The 19,110-nt window shown below is 74.4% G+C and carries 12 protein-coding genes; 7 read left to right on the forward strand and 5 right to left on the reverse strand.

Annotation, left to right across the window (positions count from 1 at the left end; translation table 11 throughout):
* Positions 1–361: 361 nt before the first annotated feature.
* Positions 362–898 (reverse strand): MarR family winged helix-turn-helix transcriptional regulator, encoded by a 537-nt coding sequence (locus ACFWTC_RS16950; RefSeq protein WP_383923947.1) that lies wholly within the window; start codon positions 896–898, stop codon positions 362–364.
* 125 nt (positions 899–1,023) lie between these two features.
* Here ACFWTC_RS16950 and ACFWTC_RS16955 point away from each other — a divergent pair, with 125 nt between their 5' ends.
* Entirely contained in the window at positions 1,024–2,316 is a 1,293-nt protein-coding gene (locus tag ACFWTC_RS16955) for an MFS transporter (protein ID WP_383923959.1), read from the forward strand.
* A 56-nt stretch (positions 2,317–2,372) separates the two neighbouring features.
* On the opposite strand, the gene ACFWTC_RS16960 is transcribed toward ACFWTC_RS16955, so the two are convergent.
* A complete protein-coding gene (locus tag ACFWTC_RS16960; protein ID WP_383923956.1) occupies positions 2,373–4,196 on the reverse strand; it encodes a SpoIIE family protein phosphatase in 1,824 nt (607 codons plus the stop codon).
* Between the two features lie 135 nt (positions 4,197–4,331).
* On the reverse strand, positions 4,332–5,762 hold the full coding sequence (locus ACFWTC_RS16965) for an NAD(P)/FAD-dependent oxidoreductase (protein ID WP_384074231.1): 1,431 nt from the start codon (positions 5,760–5,762) through the stop codon (positions 4,332–4,334).
* Positions 5,763–6,090: 328 nt separating this feature from the next.
* Between ACFWTC_RS16965 and ACFWTC_RS16970 the strand changes: the two genes are divergently transcribed.
* Together ACFWTC_RS16970 and ACFWTC_RS16975 are read left to right on the forward strand one after the other, a co-directional pair.
* Entirely contained in the window at positions 6,091–6,867 is a 777-nt protein-coding gene (locus ACFWTC_RS16970; protein WP_383923940.1) for a TetR/AcrR family transcriptional regulator, read from the forward strand.
* 372 nt (positions 6,868–7,239) lie between these two features.
* Positions 7,240–9,330 (forward strand): sigma-70 family RNA polymerase sigma factor, encoded by a 2,091-nt coding sequence (locus ACFWTC_RS16975; protein ID WP_383923938.1) that lies wholly within the window; start codon positions 7,240–7,242, stop codon positions 9,328–9,330.
* A gap of 357 nt (positions 9,331–9,687) precedes the next feature.
* On the opposite strand, the gene ACFWTC_RS16980 is transcribed toward ACFWTC_RS16975, so the two are convergent.
* On the reverse strand, positions 9,688–11,946 hold the full coding sequence (locus ACFWTC_RS16980; protein WP_384027677.1) for an asparagine synthase-related protein: 2,259 nt from the start codon (positions 11,944–11,946) through the stop codon (positions 9,688–9,690).
* Positions 11,947–12,576: 630 nt separating this feature from the next.
* On the opposite strand from ACFWTC_RS16980, the gene ACFWTC_RS16985 reads away from it, so the two are divergent.
* The 4 genes from ACFWTC_RS16985 (at position 12,577) to ACFWTC_RS17000 (ending at position 17,771) form a co-directional block, all read left to right on the forward strand.
* Positions 12,577–14,235: a sporulation protein gene (locus ACFWTC_RS16985; protein WP_384027679.1), complete on the forward strand. Its 1,659-nt coding sequence runs from the start codon at positions 12,577–12,579 to the stop codon at positions 14,233–14,235.
* Between the two features lie 19 nt (positions 14,236–14,254).
* Positions 14,255–15,487 carry an L-2-hydroxyglutarate oxidase gene (lhgO, locus tag ACFWTC_RS16990; protein ID WP_383923929.1) on the forward strand — a complete coding sequence of 411 codons (1,233 nt, stop codon included), beginning with the start codon at positions 14,255–14,257 and terminating at the stop codon, positions 15,485–15,487.
* Between the two features lie 78 nt (positions 15,488–15,565).
* A complete protein-coding gene (trmB, locus tag ACFWTC_RS16995) occupies positions 15,566–16,378 on the forward strand; it encodes a tRNA (guanosine(46)-N7)-methyltransferase TrmB (protein ID WP_383923926.1) in 813 nt (270 codons plus the stop codon).
* Positions 16,379–16,442: 64 nt separating this feature from the next.
* The gene (locus tag ACFWTC_RS17000; RefSeq protein WP_383923923.1) at positions 16,443–17,771 is read left to right on the forward strand and encodes a PrsW family intramembrane metalloprotease; all 1,329 of its coding nucleotides are present in this window, start codon (positions 16,443–16,445) and stop codon (positions 17,769–17,771) included.
* On the opposite strand, the gene ACFWTC_RS17005 is transcribed toward ACFWTC_RS17000, so the two are convergent.
* On the reverse strand, positions 17,768–18,823 hold the full coding sequence (locus ACFWTC_RS17005) for a M23 family metallopeptidase (RefSeq protein WP_383923920.1): 1,056 nt from the start codon (positions 18,821–18,823) through the stop codon (positions 17,768–17,770). The genes ACFWTC_RS17000 and ACFWTC_RS17005 overlap by 4 nt on opposite strands.
* Positions 18,824–19,110: the final 287 nt, after the last annotated feature.

A 19,110-nucleotide genomic window follows, 5' to 3' on the forward strand; every position in this document is an offset into this window, starting at 1 on the left:
AAGGAACGGACGCTTCCTTTGTACTCACCCTCTCGGGCTTTCCTCCGGGCTTTCGTTCTGTTCTTGCTGTTCTTACGTTTCCGACTCTATCAGACCCTTTCGGGCCTGACTCCCAGTCAACGGGCTTTGCCTTCCGGGCTGTTGGGCCCTTCCGACTCCTGAACTCTAGTGGATTTCCCCGGCGATTCATAATCGGCCTTCGGAAATGAATTCGGACATGCCGAATACGTTCCCCGTGGGAGATCTTGCTGAGTTGAGGTGCCGCAACGAGGCGGCGGGATTCGTTGACGTCAGAACCTGTTGGCTCTGGGACAACTCGAAGAACCTTACGGACCTGTGTCGGGCGTGTCAAACCTGGAGGTCAGCTCGGGGACTGGAGGTCTTCCACGCGGTCCAGGAGGCGGGTGAGCATGTCGCCCAGCACCCCTCGCTCCGCCGTGGAGAGGTCCTGGAGGAGGTCCTCCTCGAAGACCGTGGCCGCGCGCATCGCGTCCAGCCACTTGCTGCGGCCCTCGTCCGTCAGCTCCACGATCACGCGGACCCGGTTGGACTCGTCCCGTTCGCGGGTGACCAGGCCTTCCGAGGTCATGCGGTCGATCCGGTGCGTCATCGCCGCCGGCGTCAGGCCCAGCTGCTTCGCGAGCTCGCTCGGGCCCATCCGGTACGGGGAGCCGGAGATGACGAGGGCCTTCAGGACCTCCCACTCCGCGTTGCTGATGCCCAGCGCGGCCGTCTGGCGGCCGTACGCGACGTTCATCCGCCGGTTCAGGCGGCTCAGGGCCGAGACGACCTTCTCGACCTGGGGGTCGAGGTCCTGGAATTCGCGCTGGTAGACGGCGATCTGCTCATCGAGGCTCGGCTCGTGGACGGGCGTAGTGCCGTCGGGGGTGTCACCCATAGGTCGAAGTATGGCACGGGCTCGTTGGCATCTAACTCCTTCGGTGTGTAGAGTTAAGGCTTGAAATTTAGGTATCAAGTCTTCAGTCTTCAGCTCTCAAAGGCAGGTGAGAAGTGACCAAGGTGATGGGCGCTGCGATGCGGCGGATCCAGGCCGGGAACGCGCTGACCGCGTTCGGCATCGGCTTCACGGTTCCGTTCCTCTACATCTATGTGGCGCAGGTGCGAGGTCTGGGTTCCATGGCCGCCACGAGCGCGTTCGTGGCGTTCGCGCTGGGGGCTCTCGTCGCGCTGCCCCTCACCGGGCGGGTCATCGACCGCCGCGGCCCGGTTCCCGTGGTCATCGGGGCGGCCGTCGTCGCCTCGGCGGGTGCGCTGGCGCTCGGGCTCTCCACGGCGGTCGTCCCGATCCTGCTGTCCGCCCTGGCGCTCGGCGCCGGGCAGGCCGTCATGCAGCCGGCGCTCGCCACGATGATCGTGTGGTGCTCGACGCCGTCCACCCGTACGCGGGCCTTCGCGCTGCAGTTCTTCATGCAGAACCTCGGCCTGGGCATCGGAGGGCTCATCGGCGGTCAGATCGTCGACGAGAGCCGGCCCGGCAGCTTCACACTGCTGTTCAGCATCGAAGCCGTGATGTTCCTGGTGCTGGCGGGGGTCATCCTCACCGTGCGCATGCCGCAGGTGCCGAGCATCAAGGACGCCGTGCCGAGGGACCCGTCCCAGGCGGGCGGGGGTGCGTGGAAGCGGCTGCTCGGGCACAAGGCCATGGTCAAGCTGCTGGTGCTGGGCTTCGTGATCTTCTTCGCCTGCTACGGGCAGTTCGAGTCGGGCCTCGCCGCGTTCGGCACCGAGGCCGCCGGGATCTCCCCCTCGACGCTCGGCTTCGCGCTCGCGGCCAACACCGGCGCCATCGTCGTCGCGCAGTTCGTCGTGCTCCGGCTCGTCGAGAAGCGCCGCCGGTCCCGGGTCATCGCGCTGGTCGGGCTGATCTGGACCGTGGCGTGGGTCATCGCCGGGTTCTCCGGGCTGGGTCACGGGAGCGCCGTGATGGCCGCCGCCGCGTTCATCACCACGTACGCGCTCTTCGGCATCGGCGAGGCCATGCTGTCGCCGACCCTGGCGCCGTTGGTGGCCGACCTGGCGCCGGAGGGTTCCGTGGGCCAGTACAACTCCGCCTTCGCTCTGGTCAAGCAGATGGCGCTGGCGCTCGGGCCGCTGGGGGTGCCGCTGGGCGCCGGGATCCCGATGCTCTACATCGGGATCTTCGTGGCCGTCTCGCTGGGGATCGCCTGGCTGGCGCTGCGGCTCGGCAAGCAGCTGAGCCCGGTACAGGACAACCCGTCACTGACGAGCAGGATCGTGGCGCAGGGGAACACCGCGCCCGCCGCGGCGCAGGCCGCCGAGCCGGCGCACGCGTAGCCGTACGGAGAGAAGTGGGAAGGCCCCGGTCCGCTGGACCGGGGCCTTCGTCGTGTCTACGGCTGCTTGTCCGGCAGGGCGAACTCGCACCAGACGGCCTTGCCGCCGCCCGGGGTGCGGCGGCAGCCCCACGACGAGGCGATCGTCGCCACGATGGAGATGCCGCGGCCGGTCTCGTCGGCCGGTTCGGCGCGGCGGCGGCGCGGGAGGTGGTCGTCGCCGTCGGTGACCTCGATGATCAGGCGGCGGTCGGTGCGGCGCAGCCTCAGGCGCATCGGCGGGGTGCCGTGCTGGAGGGAGTTCGCGACGAGCTCGCTCGCGGCGAGGACGCCGAGGTCGCACAGCTCGACCGGGAAGCGCCAGGAGGCGAGGACGCCCTGGGCGAAGGCGCGGGCGCGCGGGGCCGCTTCGATGCCGCCGAGGAGTTCCAGGGCGGCGTTGCGGAAGAGCTCGGCGTCGGCTCCGGTGCGGGCGGGCTGCTGGAGGACCATGACGGCGACGTCGTCGTCATGGTCGGCGTCGACCCCCAGGGCGCGCATCAGGCGGTCGCAGATGACGGCCGGGCTGCCCTGGGCGCCGGACAGGGCGCGTTCCAGGGCGGCGACGCCCTCGTCGATGTCCTCGCCGCGGCGCTCGACGAGTCCGTCGGTGTAGAGGACGGCGGTGGAGCCGGGGCCCAGGGCGATGGTGCCGGAGGTGTGGAGCCAGCCGCCGGTGCCCAGCGGCGGGCCGGTGGGGTCGGCGGCGCGGCGGACGGTGCCGTCCTCGTCGCGGACCAGGATCGGCAGGTGGCCGGCGGAGGCGTACGCGAGCAGGCCCTCGCTCGGGTCGTGGACGGCGTAGACGCAGGTGGCGATCTGGCTGGCGTCGATCTCGGCGGCGAGGCCGTCGAGGAGCTGCAGCACCTCGTGCGGGGGCAGGTCGAGGCGGGCGTAGGCGCGGACGGCGGTACGGAGCTGGCCCATGACGGCGGCGGCGCGGACCCCGCGGCCCATGACGTCGCCGATGACGAGGGCGGTGCGGCCGGCGCCGAGGGTGATGACGTCGTACCAGTCGCCGCCGACGGCCGCCTCGGTGCCGCCGGGCTGGTAGGTGGCGGCGACGCGGAGGTCGTCGGGCTGTTCCAGCTCCTGGGGGAGGAGGGAGCGCTGGAGGGTGACGGCGGCCTCGCGCTGGCGGCGTTCGCTGGCGCGGAGGCGTTCGACGGCTTCGGCGTGGTCGGTGACGTCGGCGAGGTGGACGAGGACGCCGGCGTGGGGGGCGTCCTGGTCGTCGGCGGGGCCGGCCTGGGGAAACTCGACGGGGGTGCAGGTGACGGTGTACGAGCTGGTGCCGCCGGGGGCGGTGCGGTTCTTGGCGGTACGGGGCCTGCCGCTGCGCTGGACCTGGTCGAGGAGCGGGAGGAGGCCGAGCGCGCCCAGTTCGGGGAGGGCCTCGTGCGCGGGGGCGCCGGTGGGGCGGGCGCCGAAGCCGGCGGTGTAGGCGTCGTTGACGTAGGCGACGCGGTGCTCGGGGCCGTGGACGAGGGCGATCAGGGCCGGGAGGCGGCCGAGGACCTCGCGTACGGACAGCTCGTCGAGGGAGGGCACGGCGACGGGGGCGCCCGTACGGGAGGCGGTGGCCGGGGCGGTGGCCGTACCCGTACCTCCCGCACTCGGACCTCCAGTGCCCGCACCCGTACCCGTGCCGGAGGCGGTGGGGTCCGCGGCGCAGCCGTCGGCGGCGGGCGCGGGCCGCCCGGTTCCGGGGTCGGCGCGGCCGCCGCGGGCTGCCGGGACGGCGCCTTCACCCCGCTTGGCCTGGGCTGCGGCGTGTTCGGTCCGGGCGGCGGCGCGGCGCTGCGTTCCGGGAAACCGGGCGCTCCAGCGCGTGAAGTTCACTGCGTTCAAGCCTCGTGGTGTCGCAAGTGGTCGCTGTGTCGCTCGTGGTCGGTCGCTGACTGGACGATGTCACTCTGTGCAGGTGTGAGCCCACCTATGGTCACACGTCCAGTGTGGGCGACCGCACTGACAACGTCAGCCCTGGCTGTCCTGTGGGGGGTTGGGGGCGGGGTCGGGGGGCGGGGCCTTGGGGCCGCCTCCCGCGGCGAGTTCGAACTCTGCCCTGGGGTGTTCGAGGGAGCCGAGGGAGACGATCTCACGCTTGAAGAGGCCGGAGAGAGTCCATTCGGCGAGTACGCGCATTTTGCGGTTGAAGGTGGGGACCCGGCTGAGGTGGTAGGCGCGGTGCATGAACCAGGCGGGGTAGCCCTTGATCTTGCGGCCGTAGATGTGCGCGACGCCCTTGTGCAGGCCGAGGGACGCGACGGAACCGGCGTACTTGTGGGCGTACTCGGTGAGGACCTCGCCGTGCAGCGCGGCGACGAGGTTGTCGGCCAGAGCCTTGGCCTGGCGGACGGCGTGCTGCGCGTTGGGGGCGCACTCGCGGCCCTTCTCCGCGGCGGTGATGTCGGGGACGGCGGCGGCGTCGCCGGCGGCCCAGGCGTGCTCGACCCCCTCGACGGTGAGGAAGGCGGTGCAGGCGAGGCGGCCGCGCTCGTTCCTGGGCAGGTCGGACGCGGCGAGGACCGGGTGCGGTTTGACGCCGGCGGTCCACACGACGGTGCGGGTGGGGAAGCGGGCGCCGTCGCTGAGGACGGCGACGCGGTTCTCGCAGGATTCGAGCCGGGTCTCCAGGCGCAGGTCGACGTTGCGGCGGCGCAGTTCGCGGACGGTGTAGACGCCCATCTCGGGGCCCACCTCGGGGAGGATCCGGTCGCTGGCCTCGACCAGGACCCACTTCATGTCCCCGGCCTTGATGTTGTGGTAGTACCGCGTCGCGTAGCGGGCCATGTCCTCCAGTTCGCCGAGGGCTTCGACGCCGGCGTAGCCGCCGCCGACGAAGACGAAGGTGAGGGCGGCGTCGCGGAGGGCGGGATCGCGGGTGGAGGAGGCGATGTCCATCTGTTCGATGACGTGGTTGCGCAGGCCGATGGCCTCTTCGACGGTCTTGAACCCGATGCCGTACTCGGCGAGTCCCGGGACGGGCAGGGTGCGGGAGACGGAGCCGGGGGCGAGGACGAGTTCGTCGTACTCGATCTCGACGGCGCCGGTCCCCTCCTCGTCGGTCGCCAGGGTGGTGACGGTCGCGGTGCGCTTGGCGTGGTCGATGCTCCGGGCCTCGCCGATGACGATGCGGCACTTGCCGAGGACGCGGCGCAGGGGGACCACGACGTGGCGGGGGGAGATGGAGCCCGCGGCCGCTTCGGGGAGGAAGGGCTGGTAGGTCATGTACGGCTCGGGGGTGACCACCGTGATCTCGGCTTCGCCCGCTCTCAGCCTTCGCTGGAGCCGGAGCGCCGTGTACATGCCGACGTAGCCGCCGCCGACGATCAGGATGCGCGTACGGGGCGGAGTACCGGGGGCCGTGCCCCGTGAGTTAGCAGCCTTCACCACCCCATGACGCATCGTGGCCGGGAGTTTGTCCACAGCCCCGACAGATTGTGTGACCGGAGTGAGTACCGGGACGGGGTGGTCGAGGGCGGCAGGTGGGGGTACAGGTGCGCAGGTCAGAGGGTGCGGAATGGCCGATTCCGGGGGTACAGAACGGAAAAGTGGGGGTGAATGCTCCGATCGGGCGGTGGTCCGTCCGGGGCTGCCCCTTCTGAATTGACTCTGGCTCAACTATGTTCGTATCTCGTCGAGGAGTACGACCGGGCCCAGCTGACCGTGGCCCCCTCGACGCGAAGGCGGGGAGTGTCTCCGGGGGGAGACAAATGATTACCGGGGGATACATATGAACATTTCCGATTTCCATGGCTCTGCGACCGCGCTCTCGGTCGAGAGCAGCGGTCGTGCTGTCGCGAACGGCGCCACCACGCACGGCGTGGGCCGCTCCACGCCGCTGCGCGTCGATGCGCAGCGCAACCTGGAGCACGTCCTGCGCGCGGCCCGCGAGGTGTTCGGCGAGCTGGGTTACGGCGCTCCGATGGAGGACGTGGCGCGGCGCGCGCGGGTCGGTGTCGGCACGGTGTACCGGCGCTTCCCGAGCAAGGACGTCCTGGTCCGCCGGATAGCCGAGGAGGAGACCGCCCGGCTGACCGAGCAGGCCAGGACCGCGCTGGGCCAGGAGGAGGAGCCGTGGCAGGCGCTGTCGCGCTTCCTGCGCACCTCCGTGGCCTCGGGCGCCGGGCGGCTGCTGCCGCCGCAGGTGCTGCGGGTCGGCTCGGCGAGCGAGGACGGCGTCGAGGAGGCGGAGACCGCGCGGGTTCCGCACCAGCGACAGGCCGGGGCGACTGCGGCCGCGCCGGACCTGCGCGTCGTGGGTGCGCGCACGGCCGCCGAGGACGAGCCGTCGGACGACGCGGGCGCGGGCGCGCTGCTGGAGGTCGTCGGCCGGCTGGTGGACCGGGCCAGGGCGGCCGGTGAGCTGCGGGGAGACGTCACGGTGGCCGACGTGCTGCTGGTGATAGCGACGGCGGCGCCCGCGCTGCCCGACCCGGCGCAGCAGGCGGCGGCGTCCACGCGACTGCTCGACATCCTGCTCGAAGGACTGCGGTCCCGGACGGTGTGAGTGCCAGGCGGTGTGAGTGCCAGGCGGTCCGCGTGGCTGGCGGTCCGCGTGGCTGGCGGTCCGCGTGGCTGGCGGTGCGAACACCGGGTGGTGTGCGTGGCCGGGCGGGTGACTGCCGGGCTGCGCGGGTGTCTCGTCCGGGTGAGTGGTGTCCGCTCGGTCGTCCGGAGGGTTTGATCTCTCGGCCCTCGGCCCTCGGCCCTCGGGCGGCCGTGCGGGAGGCCGGTCGCTCGAACGGGCCGGGAACGGTACGGCGGTTCGCCGAAGTGTGCCCGGACGAGTGGATGGTACGGAGAGCGCCTCGGCGTGCGTCCGCCGTGTGCCACGCTGGATCGGTGTACCGGTTGAGTGTGTCGTGCGGGGGCTTCCTCGATGGGCGTTGACGGGCGGGAAGAGCCACTCGGTGGCGCCGGCGGAGCCGGTGGCGAGGCCGAGGCGGGCAGCCTGCCCGAGCGGCAGGTCCCGGCCCAGCGCGAACCGGGCGCGCGGCACGCCGCCTCCCCCGGCTCCGGCGCAGCCGGTGCTGCCGGGGGCGCCGGGGCGCCCGTCGGTGACCTGCCCCCGTCCGACGCCGACCTGATCGCCCGGATGCGCGGGGGCGACGACGGCGCCTACGAGGAACTCTTCCGCCGTCACGCCGACTCCGTACGGCGCTACGCGCGCAGCTGCTGCCGGGACGCGCACACCGCCGACGACCTCACGGCCGAGGTGTTCGCGCGGACCCTCCAGGCGGTACGGGGCGGGGCCGGGCCGGACCAGTCGGTGCGGGCGTACCTGCTGACCACCGTCCGCAGGGTCGCGGCGGCCTGGGCGAAGACCGCCAGGCGCGAGCATCTCGTCGAGGACTTCGCCGTCTTCGCGGAGCAGGCGGCCGCGGGGTCGGAGGGCGGCGGCGCTCTCGCCGGGCTGGCCGGGGACGACACGCTCGAACTGGGCGCGGACGTACGGGCGATGCGCGAGGCCGAGCAGTCGCTGGCCATACAGGCGTTCCGGAGCCTGCCCGAGCGGTGGCAGGCCGTGCTGTGGCACACCACCGTGGAGGAGGCGTCGCCGAGCGCGGTCGCGCCGTTGTTCGGGCTGAGCGCCAACGCGACCGCGGTGCTGGCCAGTCGGGCCCGCGAGGGGCTCAAGCAGGCGTACCTCCAGGCCCACGTGAGTGCGGCGTTGAGCGAGGGCGGCGACTGCGCGCGGTACGCGGACCGGCTGGGCGCCTACGCGCGCGGCGGGCTGCGGATGCGGGCGGAGCGGGGGCTGCGCAAGCACCTGGAGGAGTGCGCGAAGTGCCGGGTGGCGGCCGGGGAGCTCCAGGACGTCAACGCGGGCATTCCGGCGCTGCTTCCGGTCGCGGTCATCGGCTGGTTCGCCGCCGGGTACGCGGCCAAGGCCGCCGGGGTCGTGGCCGGGGGCGCCGTCGCCGCCGGCGGGGCCGGGGCCGCAGCGGCCGCTGCCGGTGGCGCAGGTGCCGTCGGGTCGGGCGCCGTCGGCGGGTCGGCCGCGGGGGCGGGAGCCGCGGGCGGCACAGCCGGCGGGGCCGCGGGGGCGGGTGGTGCTGCCGGGGGTGCGGGGGCGGCCGGGGGCGCCGGGTCGGGGGCCGGGGCCGGGGGTGCCGCGGTGTCCGAAGGGCTCGGGCTGCCCGCCAAGGCCGCCATCGCCGCCGGGATCGCGGTCGCGGCGGCCGCCGGGGTGGTGTTCGCGCTGACCGGGGACGATGCCGAGCCCCGGGCCCGGGCGCAGCCCTCGCCCGGCGCCGCGGCGCCGGTCGTGCCGGACTCCCCCGCGCCCGCCCCGTCGGAGCCGGAGCCTGAGCCGCCCGTGGCGCAGCCGACGGCCGCGCGGGTCTCCGTACTGGCGGCGCGGAAGTCGCCGCCGCCGTCGAAGCCGGCCGCACCCGTATCCCCGGCGCCGTCGCCCGCGGTGTCGCGGCCCGCGCCTGCTCCGGCTCCGGCTCCGTTGCCGTCGCCGTCACCGAGCCGGGTGCGGCCCTCGCCGTCCCCGGCCAGGCCGTCGCCGCCCGCGCCGAAGCCCGCGCAGGGCTTCCGGCTGGCCGCGCTGGGGCAGTCCGCGTACGGGGACCACAGCGGTCCGGAGGTGCAGACCTGGCGCAGCAGCTGGGTGTGGCAGCGCTGGGGGCTGGAGGTGGGCGACCGGCGGTTCGGGCAGGGCATCACCGTGAACTCCCGCTCGTCGGTGGAGATCACCCTGAACCGGCAGTGCAGCGCGTTCTCGGCGCGGGCCGGGGTGGACGGCCTGTCGGTGTCCACCGACGGCACGGTGCGGTTCTCCGTGTACGCGGACGGGCAACGGCTGTGGCAGTCCGGCGCCCTGGGGTACCGGGACCCGGCCGTGGCGGTGCAGGTCCCGCTGACCGGCCGCGCGTCCCTGCGGCTGGTGGTGGAACGGGCCGGCGGGGGCAGCCTGCCGGCCCTGACGAGCTGGGCCGACGCCGTGATCAGCTGCCGCTGAGCGCCGCGGCGAGGGCGGTGGTCATCGCGTACGGGGGTCCGGAACGGCGGAGGGTCGGGAGGACGTCCACCTAGCCCGCCTCCAGGTCGCGTTCGGCCGCGAAGGCCTTGAGCTGCCGCTCGGCGATCCGGCTGATCCGGCTGATCCGGTTGATCCGGTTGATCCGGTTGATCCGGTTGATCCGCTGGATGCGGGCCAGGGCCTCGACCGGTCAGATGTCGTCCTTCAGGTCGGGCCGCTCCGCCGCCCACTGGCCGACGATCGCGTCCACCGCGTCGCCCATCCCCCCCGCCCCTTCCGTACCCGCGCCCCGTGCCGGTGCTCCCCGCCCTCTGTGACCGTCCGGCGTGCAGCCCCTCAGGACAGGGCCGGGCGGTGTACGGCCACCCCCTCCGGTACCGCGCGGCGCCGGGCCGCCGTGGTGCCCGTCCAGCAGGTGCCGCGGCGGGCGAGGAGGCGGCCGAGCCACAGTTCCATCGAGACGAGTTCCGCGAGACCGTCGAGCGGGACCGGCCGGCCGTCCGCCGCGTCGAGCAGGGCCTGCTGGACGACCCGGGCGTCGATCAGCCCGGCGTCGGCGAGCAGCGGCGCGGCGAACAGGGCCAGCAGTTCCTCCAGGGCGGCCCGCAGCCCCAGCCGGGTCGCCGTCTCGTTCGGGGTGTGCGCGGTGGCGCCCCAGCCCGGCGGGAGTTCGCGGACGCCGGTGGAGGACAGGACGGTGCGCAGGATCGCGGCCCGGGCCCCGGGCTGGACCCGCAGGGATTCCGGGAGGGCGCGGGAGGCCCGTACGACCTGGTTGTCGAGGAACGGGGCGTGCAGGCGCTGGCTGCGGACCTCCACGGCCTGCTCGAACACCCGGTGGTCGGCGGCGTGCCGGGCGAGCACCGAGCGGGCGCGGGCCTCCCCGGGGCGCAGGGACAGGGGCGGGCGCCCGGCCGCGGCGGTGAGACGGATCGATACCTCCGCGAGCGCCTCCCCCGTCAGCCAGCCCGCCGCCGGACCGGGCCGGGACCAGGTCAGGGCGGCCAGCGAGGCGTCCACCGGGCCGGAGGGGCGTACGGCGACCCCGCCCTCGCGGAGCCGGGCGGCCGCGGCCTCCATGCCCGCGCGGTAGGTCGTACGGGCGAGGCGGCGGGCGGCGGAGTACACGGTGAGCGGGACCAGCAGGGACTCGCCCGACGCGGAGGCCGAGCGGGCCAGGGCGGCCACCGGGCGCAGCAGGTGCCGGCGCCGGCGGTCCATCAGGAGGTCGGCGAGGCGGGCCGGGTGCGCGTCGAGGACCTGGCGGGCGCCGTGGCCGGTGAAGTGGTCGGCGGAGCCGGCGGCCAGCCGGCGCCGCTCGCGGGCGGCGAACACCAGCGAGGGGCCGGGTTCGTCGGTCAGCGGCCCGTCGAGGTCGGCGTACGGGAGGGCCTCCTCGGCGGCGGCCACCACGACGTGGTGCAGGCGCGGGTCCGCGGCGATCGCGTGGGCCCGCTCCATCTCGGCCTCGCGGCCCTGCGGGGTGGCCAGGTCGTTGAAGGTGACCGCGAGCAGGCGCGCCCCGGCGGGGCTCAGCAGAGTGCCCGGGGCTCCGGGCAGGCCGGCCGCGAGCAGGGCGAGGGTGGCGGAGGCGCTGCCGCCGGAGAGGTCGGCGCCGACGCCGGGGGCCGGGGCGCCGCGGGCCGCGCGCCGGTCGGCGGGGCCCATTCCGGGTACGGGGCCGGGATCGTACGGCGGCATCGCGTCGGGGGCATGGCGCGGCGCCGTGAGCCGGGCGCGCACGGCGTCCACCAGAGCTTCCCGTACGCCCTCCACGGCGCGCTCGGGGTCGGCCTCGGGCGCGGCCACCGCGAGGGAGGCGACCGGCTCGTAGCCGGTGATCTCGCGGGAGCCCTCGCGGAGGATCAGCGCGTGCCCGGGCGGGATGCGCCGGACTCCGGCGTACGGTGTGCCGTCGCCCAGTGCCTCGGGGCTTTCGGGGCAGGCCAGCAGGGCGGCGAGGTGGCCGATGTCGAGCTGCGCCTCGATGAGGTCGGCGAGGGGGAGGGCGGCGGTGGCGTACGCCGTTCCGCTCGCCCAGGGCGTGTAGAACACGGGCCGGGCGCCCGCGAGGTCGCCGACGACGGTGATCCGGCGGCCGGCCTGCACGACGGCGGTGTAGCTGCCGGACCACTGGGTGAGGTGGCGCAGGGCGCCGCCGCGGGCGGCGTACAGGGCGCGGCGCAGTTCGGCGTCGGTGGCGCCGCAGACGCCGAGGACGGCGAGGCGGGTGAAGGGGTCGGCCGGGTCGGCGGTGAGCATGCGGATCTCGTCCGCGCGCCAGTCGCCGACGGCCCACAGGGGGTCGGGGTCGCCCCACAGGAGCTGGGCGCCGACGGGGTGGACGGTCCGCTCGGCGTCCGCGCCGGGGTCGTCGGGGTGCGCGGCGTCCGCGATGCCGCCGCGGAGGGGGGCGCCGTCGGGGTGGCCGGCGTCGGAGTAGCCGTGGGAGCCGTAGCCGTTGGAGTCGTATCCGTCCTGGCCGGAGCCGTTCCGGGACCCGTGGCCGGGGGCTCGGGCGGACCCGTGCCCAAAGACGCGGCCGGCCGTGCCGAAGCTCGCGGCGATACTGCTCCAACCCACCAACCAGCGCACCGCCGCCTCCCCAGCCCGTGGGCACATGACCGGGGCACAGGCAGCACGGACGGCGCTGAGGGCGCGGCCGACGGGGCCCCGGGTGGCTCGGGTCCATGCTGCCACGGGACAGGCGTGCGAGAGTGGTTAAAGGGGGCGCACATGCAAACGAACACGCCCCGACCATGCGGTATTTGGCGTTCCGTTCCCACCGCCCCATAGGTCGCTTTCGGCCATTCTTCGGCCGTCCTGAGAGCCGAGGTGTGGCCTCGGCAGCCGCCGTGCGGGCGCGGTGCGGGAGGCGGAAACCGCCCCCCGGACCGTTCCGCCACCCGCGGGGATTGAGGTGACGGCATCCCCCGGCCCGCCCGATCCGCGCAATGGGCCGACCCACGCACCGCACATCGAATCGCCGCTCCCCGGGACCGGCCAGAGCGCACGGGCGGGCGCACGGCCACACGACCGGAGCACGCCGGGACGCGTGCGCCCCGGGTGCGGCTCGGGGCCCGACTGTGCAAACGGACAACAATCCCGCCATACGGACGGAGGGGCCTTAACGCTTGGGAGGCGGGGAACTACGCTGGGTTTACGAAATGCCGGGCGCCTATGCCCCGGCGGCGTCTGCGTTCCGCGTGTGACGAGGGGTGGCGCATGTCCAGGGAGCTCCGCGAGCCCAATGAGAAGCTCGGCGCCGTCCTCGCCCTCGCGGGCATCAGCAACGCGGGACTGGCCCGGCGGGTCAACGACCTCGGCGCACAGCGCGGCCTGACGCTTCGGTACGACAAGACGTCGGTGGCCCGGTGGGTGTCGAAGGGGATGGTGCCGCAGGGCGCCGCCCCGCACCTGATCGCCGCCGCGATCGGCGCGAAGCTGGGGCGGCCGGTGCCGCTGCACGAGATCGGTCTGGCGGACGCGGACCCCGCGCCCGAGGTCGGCCTGGCCTTCCCGCGCGACGTGGACGCGGCGGTGCGCTCGGCCACCGACCTGTACCGGCTCGACCTCGCCGGGCGGCGCGGCGGTGGCGGGATCTGGCAGTCGCTCGCGGGCTCCTTCTCGGTCGCGGCGTACGCGACGCCCGCCTCGCGATGGCTGATATCCCCCGCGGACGGCTCGGTCGCCCGGGAGTCGGCGGCCCGGGGCGGCGGCAGTTCCCCGACGACCCAGGCGACCCAGGCGACTCAGGCCGGCGCGGCTCCGAGCGCGGGCGCCGCTACGGCCCCGCCGGCCTCCTCGGTGCCCGTACAGCCGTCGGGCGGGCAGCTCCCCGCAGGCACACCGGGCCCCGCACCGCAGCCGCCCGCGCAGCAACAGCAGCAGGTACAGGCGCAGGCACAGGCGCAGCAGTCACAGCAGCAGGCACAGGGGCAATCGCCGTCGGCCGACCCGGCCCCGCAGCGCGTCGGCCACAGCGACGTGGCGAAGCTGCGCGAGGCCGCCGAGGACGCGCGCCGCTGGGACTCCAAGTACGGCGGCGGCGACTGGCGTTCGTCGATGGTCCCCGAGTGCCTGCGGGTCGACGCGGCGCCGCTGCTGCTCGGCTCGTACACCGACGAGGTGGGGCGCGCCCTGTTCGGCGCCACCGCCGAACTGACCCGGCTGGCCGGGTGGATGGCCTTCGACACCGGCCAGCAGGAGGCGGCCCAGCGCTACTACATCCAGGCGCTGCGGCTCGCCCGCGCCGCCGGGGACGTCCCGCTCGGCGGATACGTCCTGGCCTCGATGTCCCTGCAGGCGACGTACCGGGACTTCCCGGACGAGGGCGTGGACCTCGCGCAGGCCGCGGTCGAGCGCAACCGCGGCCTCGCCACCGCCCGCACCATGAGCTTCTTCCGCCTCGTCGAGGCCCGCGCACACGCCAAGGCGGGCGACTCGGCCGCCGCCGGAGCGGCGCTGCGGGCGGCCGAGGGCTGGCTGGAGCGCGCCCGCGCCGGCGACCCGGACCCGACCTGGCTCGGTTTCTACTCCTATGACCGGTTCGCGGCTGATGCGGCGGAATGCTACCGGGACCTCAAACTCCCCCGCCAGGTCAGGCGCTTCACCGAGCAGGCGCTGTCCCGGCCCACCGAGGAGTACGTGCGCTCGCACGGGCTGCGGCTGGTCGTGAGCGCGGTTGCCGAGCTGGAATCGGGGAATCTGGACGCAGCGTGCGCTGCGGGCACCCGGGCGGTCGAAGTGGCGGGCCGGATCTCGTCCGCGCGGACGACCGAATACGTACGGGACCTGCTCCACCGACTGGAACCGTACGGGGACGAGCCGCGCGTGGCGGAGCTGCGCGAGCGGGCCCGCCCGCTGCTGGTGGCCCCCGCGTAGTCGTGTTGTCGGTGCCGGGGTGCAGTATGCAGGGGTGGGAGGTGTCAGCGTGGGCGGCGGCGTGGACTGCGATGTGCTGGTGATCGGCGGCGGAATCGTCGGCCTGTCGACGGCGCACGCCTTGGCGCGCCTGGCTCCGGGGACCCGCGTGGTCGTCCTGGAGAAGGAGGCCGGGCCGGCCCGGCACCAGACGGGCCGCAACAGCGGGGTGATCCACAGCGGGATCTACTACCGCCCGGGGTCGCTGAAGGCGCGCTTCGCCGTGCGCGGCGCCGCCGAGATGGTCAAGTTCTGCGCGGAGCACGGCATCGCGCACGAGGTGACCGGCAAGCTGATCGTCGCCACCGAGCGCGAGGAACTGCCGCGGCTGCACGCCCTCGTCCAGCGCGGCAGGGAGAACGGCATCCCGGTGCGCGAGCTCGGCCCGGCACAGATCTCGGACTACGAGCCCGAGGTCCGGGGCCTGGCCGCGATCCACGTCGGCAGCACCGGCATCGTGGACTACGGCCGGGTCGCGGCGCAGCTGGCGGAGTCCTCGGGCGCGGAGATCGTCTACGGCGGCGCGGTGGACCTGATCTCCCGCCGCCCCTCGGCGGTGGCGGTGCGCACCACGTCCGGGCTGGTGGTCCGGGCCCGGGTGCTGGTGAACTGCGCGGGCCTGCAGTGCGACCGGATCGCCCGGCTGGCCGGGGACGACCCGGGCATGCGGATCATCCCCTTCCGCGGCGAGTACTACGACCTCGACCGGCCCGACCTGGTCCGCGGCCTGGTCTACCCGGTGCCGGACCCGGCGTTCCCCTTCCTCGGCGTCCACCTCACCCGGGGCATCGGTGGCGGTGTCCACGTCGGCCCGAACGCCGTACCGGCCCTGGCCCGCGAGGGCTACGACTGGGGTACGGTCCGTCCGCTGGACGTGGCTTCGGAACTGGCCTGGCCGGGCTCCTGGCGGATGGCCGCGCGGCACTGGCGGTACGGGGCCGGCGAGGTCCACCGCTCGCTGTCGAAGCGGGCCTTCACCCAGGCCGTACGCCGTCTGCTGCCGGCCGTCGGCCCCGAGGACCTGCGCCCCGCCGGCTCCGGGGTCCGCGCGCAGGCGGTGCTGCGCGACGGCACCCTGGTGGACGACTTCCTGATCCGGGAGGCGCCGCGCACGGTGCACGTGCTGAACGCGCCGTCGCCGGCCGCGACGGCCTCGCTCCCGATCGGCCGCGAGATCGCTACCCGCGCCCTTCGAACCCTCGGCTCGGCCTGACCGTACCCCCGGGGCCCGGGGCCCCCGACGGTCCGCCTGAGCGGCCGGGTCGGGGTCCCGTCGTAGAATCAGCGCATTGTGCCTGAGTCCCTGAACCCCCAGTCGCCCCGCCTCCCGGACACCGCGCCGGAGGCGGGTTCGTACGTGCCGCCCAAGTGGCGCACCGAGCCCCGCTTCCCCGACGGCCCCTCGCCGGACCCGGCCGGCTCGCACCACGAGCGGCGCATCCGGAGCTTCCAGCCCCGCCGCAGCCGGGTCACCACCGGCCAGGGCGAAGCCCTCAAGCGCCTGTGGGGCACCTGGGGCTTCGACATCGACGGCCACGACGTCCTGGACCTGAAGGCCCTCTTCGACGGCCTCCCCGTCGTCCTGGAGATCGGCTTCGGCATGGGCGAGGCCACCGCGCAGATGGCCGCCGCCGACCCCGGCACCGGCATCCTCGCCGCCGACGTCCACACTCCCGGCCAGGGCAACCTGCTGGCCCTCGCCGAGCGCGGCGGGATGACCAACGTCCGCGTGGCCAACGGCGACGCCATCATCCTGCTCCGCGAGATGCTGCCGCCCGACTCCCTGGCCGGCATCCGCGTGTACTTCCCCGATCCGTGGCCCAAGGCCCGCCACCACAAGCGCCGGCTGATCCAGCCCGAGTTCCTCACCCTGGCCGCGACCCGGCTGGCCCCCGGAGCCCTGCTGCACTGCGCGACCGACTGGGAGCCGTACGCCGAGCAGATGCTCGAAGTCCTCACCGCGCACCCGGACTTCGAGAACACCCGGGAGGACGGCGGCTACGCGCCCCGCCCCGACTTCCGCCCGCTCACCCGGTTCGAGGGGCAGGGCCTGGACAAGGGCCACCTCGTACACGACTTGTTGTTCCGTCGCACGGAGAACTGACAACGTCACCGCCCGTGTCCGACCCGCTCGGTAGGGTCATGAGGTGTTCCGAGCGCTCCCCCGTGTGCTCGCACGTCCGTCGGGCGCGGTCCGCACGAGCGTGCTCGTCGTCCTGCTCGCCGCCACCGGGGTCTCGATCCTCGAACTCGTGCGGGAGCAGACCGGTACGCCCGGGTTCCTCGTCGGCCTCGGTCTGGCCCTGGTCCCGGTGCCGCTGCTCGTGGCGGCCTTCCGGTGGCTGGGCCGGGCCGCGCCCGCGCCCTGGCCCCAGCTGCTGTTCTGCTTCGGCTGGGGCGCCTGCACCGCGGCGCTGATCGCCATACTGGCCAACAGCTTCGCCACCCAGTGGATAGCCGCGGCCACCGCCGACCCCTCCGACGCCGACCAGCTCGGCTCGGTCGCGATCGCCCCGGTGGTGGAGGAGAGCGCCAAGGCGGCCGCCCTGCTGCTGGTGTTCGTGTTCCGCAGACGGCACTTCGCCGGTCCCGCCGACGGCTTCGTGGCGGCCGGGTTCACGGCCACCGGCTTCGCCTTCACCGAGAACATCCTCTACCTCGGCAACGCCTTCGACGAGGACCTCGCCCACGGCACCCCCCTGCTCGACTCGGTGACCGCGGCGACCTTCTTCGTCCGCATGGTGCTGTCGCCGTTCGCGCACCCGCTGTTCACCGTGCTGACCGGCCTCGGTTTCGGCGCCGCCGCCCTCGCCTCCCGGCGCGCGTCCCGGGTGGGCCTGCCGCTGCTCGGGCTGGCGGCCGCCATGGGCCTGCACGCGCTGTGGAACGGCTCCTCGCAGTTCGGGGAGTACGGCTTCTACGTGGTCTACGGGTGCGTGATGGCCCCGTCGTTCGCGCTGCTGGTGTGGCTGGCCGTACGGATACGGCGGCGCCGGCTGCGCGCCGTCGCCGGGGAGCTCGCCGTGTACGCGGCCGCGGGCTGGCTCGCTCCCGCCGAGGTCCCGGCCCTGGCCTCCATGCCCGCCCGGGCGCTGGCCCGCTCCCTGGCCCGGCGCAGCGGGGGCCGGGCCGCCGGGCGCGCGGTCGCCCGGTACGGGGCGGACGCGGCCGCCCTGGCGCTGCTGCGGAACCGGGCCCGGAGGGGCGGGCCGCCGGGGGAGGCCGACTTCGCCGGACGGGAGCGCGAGCTGCTGCACCGGCTCTGGGAGCAGCGGGCGACGGCGGGGCCCGCGCTGGCCCGGGCGGCGGTCATGGAGGAGCTGCTGCCGCCCTCGTACGACGCCTCGGACCGGGCGGACAGGGCGGACCGGACGGTCGCCGCGGGCGCGCCCGCGGGGGTGGGCGTACCGGGTCCCCGGCCGCCCGCCGCGCAGGGACACGCGAGCGCCGTACCGGAGGGGTCGGGGGCCGGGCCAGACCGGTCCCGTTCGCTCTAGACCTTCAGGCCCTTGGAGTTGAGCCACGCCATCGGGTCCACCGTCGAGCCGCCCGTCCGCACTTCGAGGTGGAGGTGGGGCCCGGTGACGTTGCCGGTGGCGCCGACGCGGCCGATGGTCTCGCCGGCGCCGACGGAACCCGAGGTCACCGACATCGAGGACAGGTGGCAGTACCAGACCTCCGTGCCGTCCTCCAGCTCCAGCACGATCCGGTAGCCGTACGCGCCCGACCAGCCGGCCGAGACGATCTTCCCGGCGGCCACGGCCTTGGCCGGGGTGCCGGTCGGGGCGGCGAAGTCGAGGCCGGTGTGGTGCCCGGAGGACCACATCGAGCCGGCGGCGCCGTAGCGCGAGGTGAGGGTGTACGCGGACGTCGGCAGGGAGTAGCCGCCGGACGGTGCGGCGACGCGCTCCTGCTCGGCCTTGGCCTCCGCGGCCGCGCGGGCCTCCGCCGCCTCCCGGGCGGTCTTCGCCTCGGCCTCCGCGGCCGCCTTCTCCGCCGCCGCGCTCTCCGCGGCCTTGCGGGCCTCCTCGCCCTTGTCCTTCGCCTCCTGGCCGGCGGCCTCCCGGGCGATCCGCTCGGCCTCGGCCCGGGCCTGCGCCTCGGCGGCGTCCTGCTGGGACTCGGCCTGCTGGAGGATGCGGTTGCGCAGCACCTCTCCGGCGTCGGCGCCCCGGTCCGCCCGGCGCGGGATGATCCCGCTCCGGGCGGCGGCCGCGGCCCTCTCCGCGGAACCGGCGTCCGTCCGGCGGGCGTCGTCGCCGGAGGATCCCGTGTCCATCACGTCGGGCAGCGAGGGGAGGGAGGGCAGGGATATCGCGACCTGGGGCCGGTCCTGCGCCGTGGCGATGCCGCCCGCGCCGACCGCCGCGATGACGCCGACGCCGAGCACGGTGGAGCTGCGGGCGAGTCCGCCGCGCTGCCTGGCCACCCGGTGCTTGCCGCGTACCGGACGGACCGAGTCCTCCGTGGGGTTCCACTCGCCCCAGGCACCCGCGGTGGGCTGCTCCTGGATCTCGGTGCCTTCGGGAGCGGGCAGGTTGGAGGCCACCGGGGCACACTCCTCATGGCGAACACACGCACGGCGCCGTCTCTTGCGACGGCCGGGACGACCGCGCTGCGTTATCGAAAGGTAATAGACGCAGGGGAGTGATTCCAAGCTGTTGCGATTGATCGTTCTCACCAATCAGCCACGCACCGAACAGCTTTGGCCAGCATCTTTCACCACAGAATCGGATCAAAGACCGCAAAGTCCCGCCGATTCCACCACCTCTCCAGCCACAGGCGCGACATGACGGGTCATCACACCGTTTGCGGAGAGCGCCTCTTCGGCCACGT

Origin of the sequence: Streptomyces sp. NPDC058619 (assembly GCF_042717785.1) — a bacterium.
Lineage (GTDB): Bacteria > Actinomycetota > Actinomycetes > Streptomycetales > Streptomycetaceae > Streptomyces.

What these genes read in the sequence shown, in the direction of transcription:
- ACFWTC_RS16950 (WP_383923947.1), bottom strand. Translation starts at nt 898, where the DNA reads ATGGGTGACACCCCCGACGGCACTACGCCCGTCCACGAGCCGAGCCTC.
- ACFWTC_RS16975 (WP_383923938.1), top strand. Translation starts at nt 7,240, where the DNA reads ATGGGCGTTGACGGGCGGGAAGAGCCACTCGGTGGCGCCGGCGGAGCC.
- ACFWTC_RS16985 (WP_384027679.1), top strand. Translation starts at nt 12,577, where the DNA reads ATGTCCAGGGAGCTCCGCGAGCCCAATGAGAAGCTCGGCGCCGTCCTC.
- ACFWTC_RS16970 (WP_383923940.1), top strand. Translation starts at nt 6,091, where the DNA reads ATGAACATTTCCGATTTCCATGGCTCTGCGACCGCGCTCTCGGTCGAG.
- ACFWTC_RS16965 (WP_384074231.1), bottom strand. Translation starts at nt 5,762, where the DNA reads ATGCGTCATGGGGTGGTGAAGGCTGCTAACTCACGGGGCACGGCCCCC.
- ACFWTC_RS16955 (WP_383923959.1), top strand. Translation starts at nt 1,024, where the DNA reads ATGGGCGCTGCGATGCGGCGGATCCAGGCCGGGAACGCGCTGACCGCG.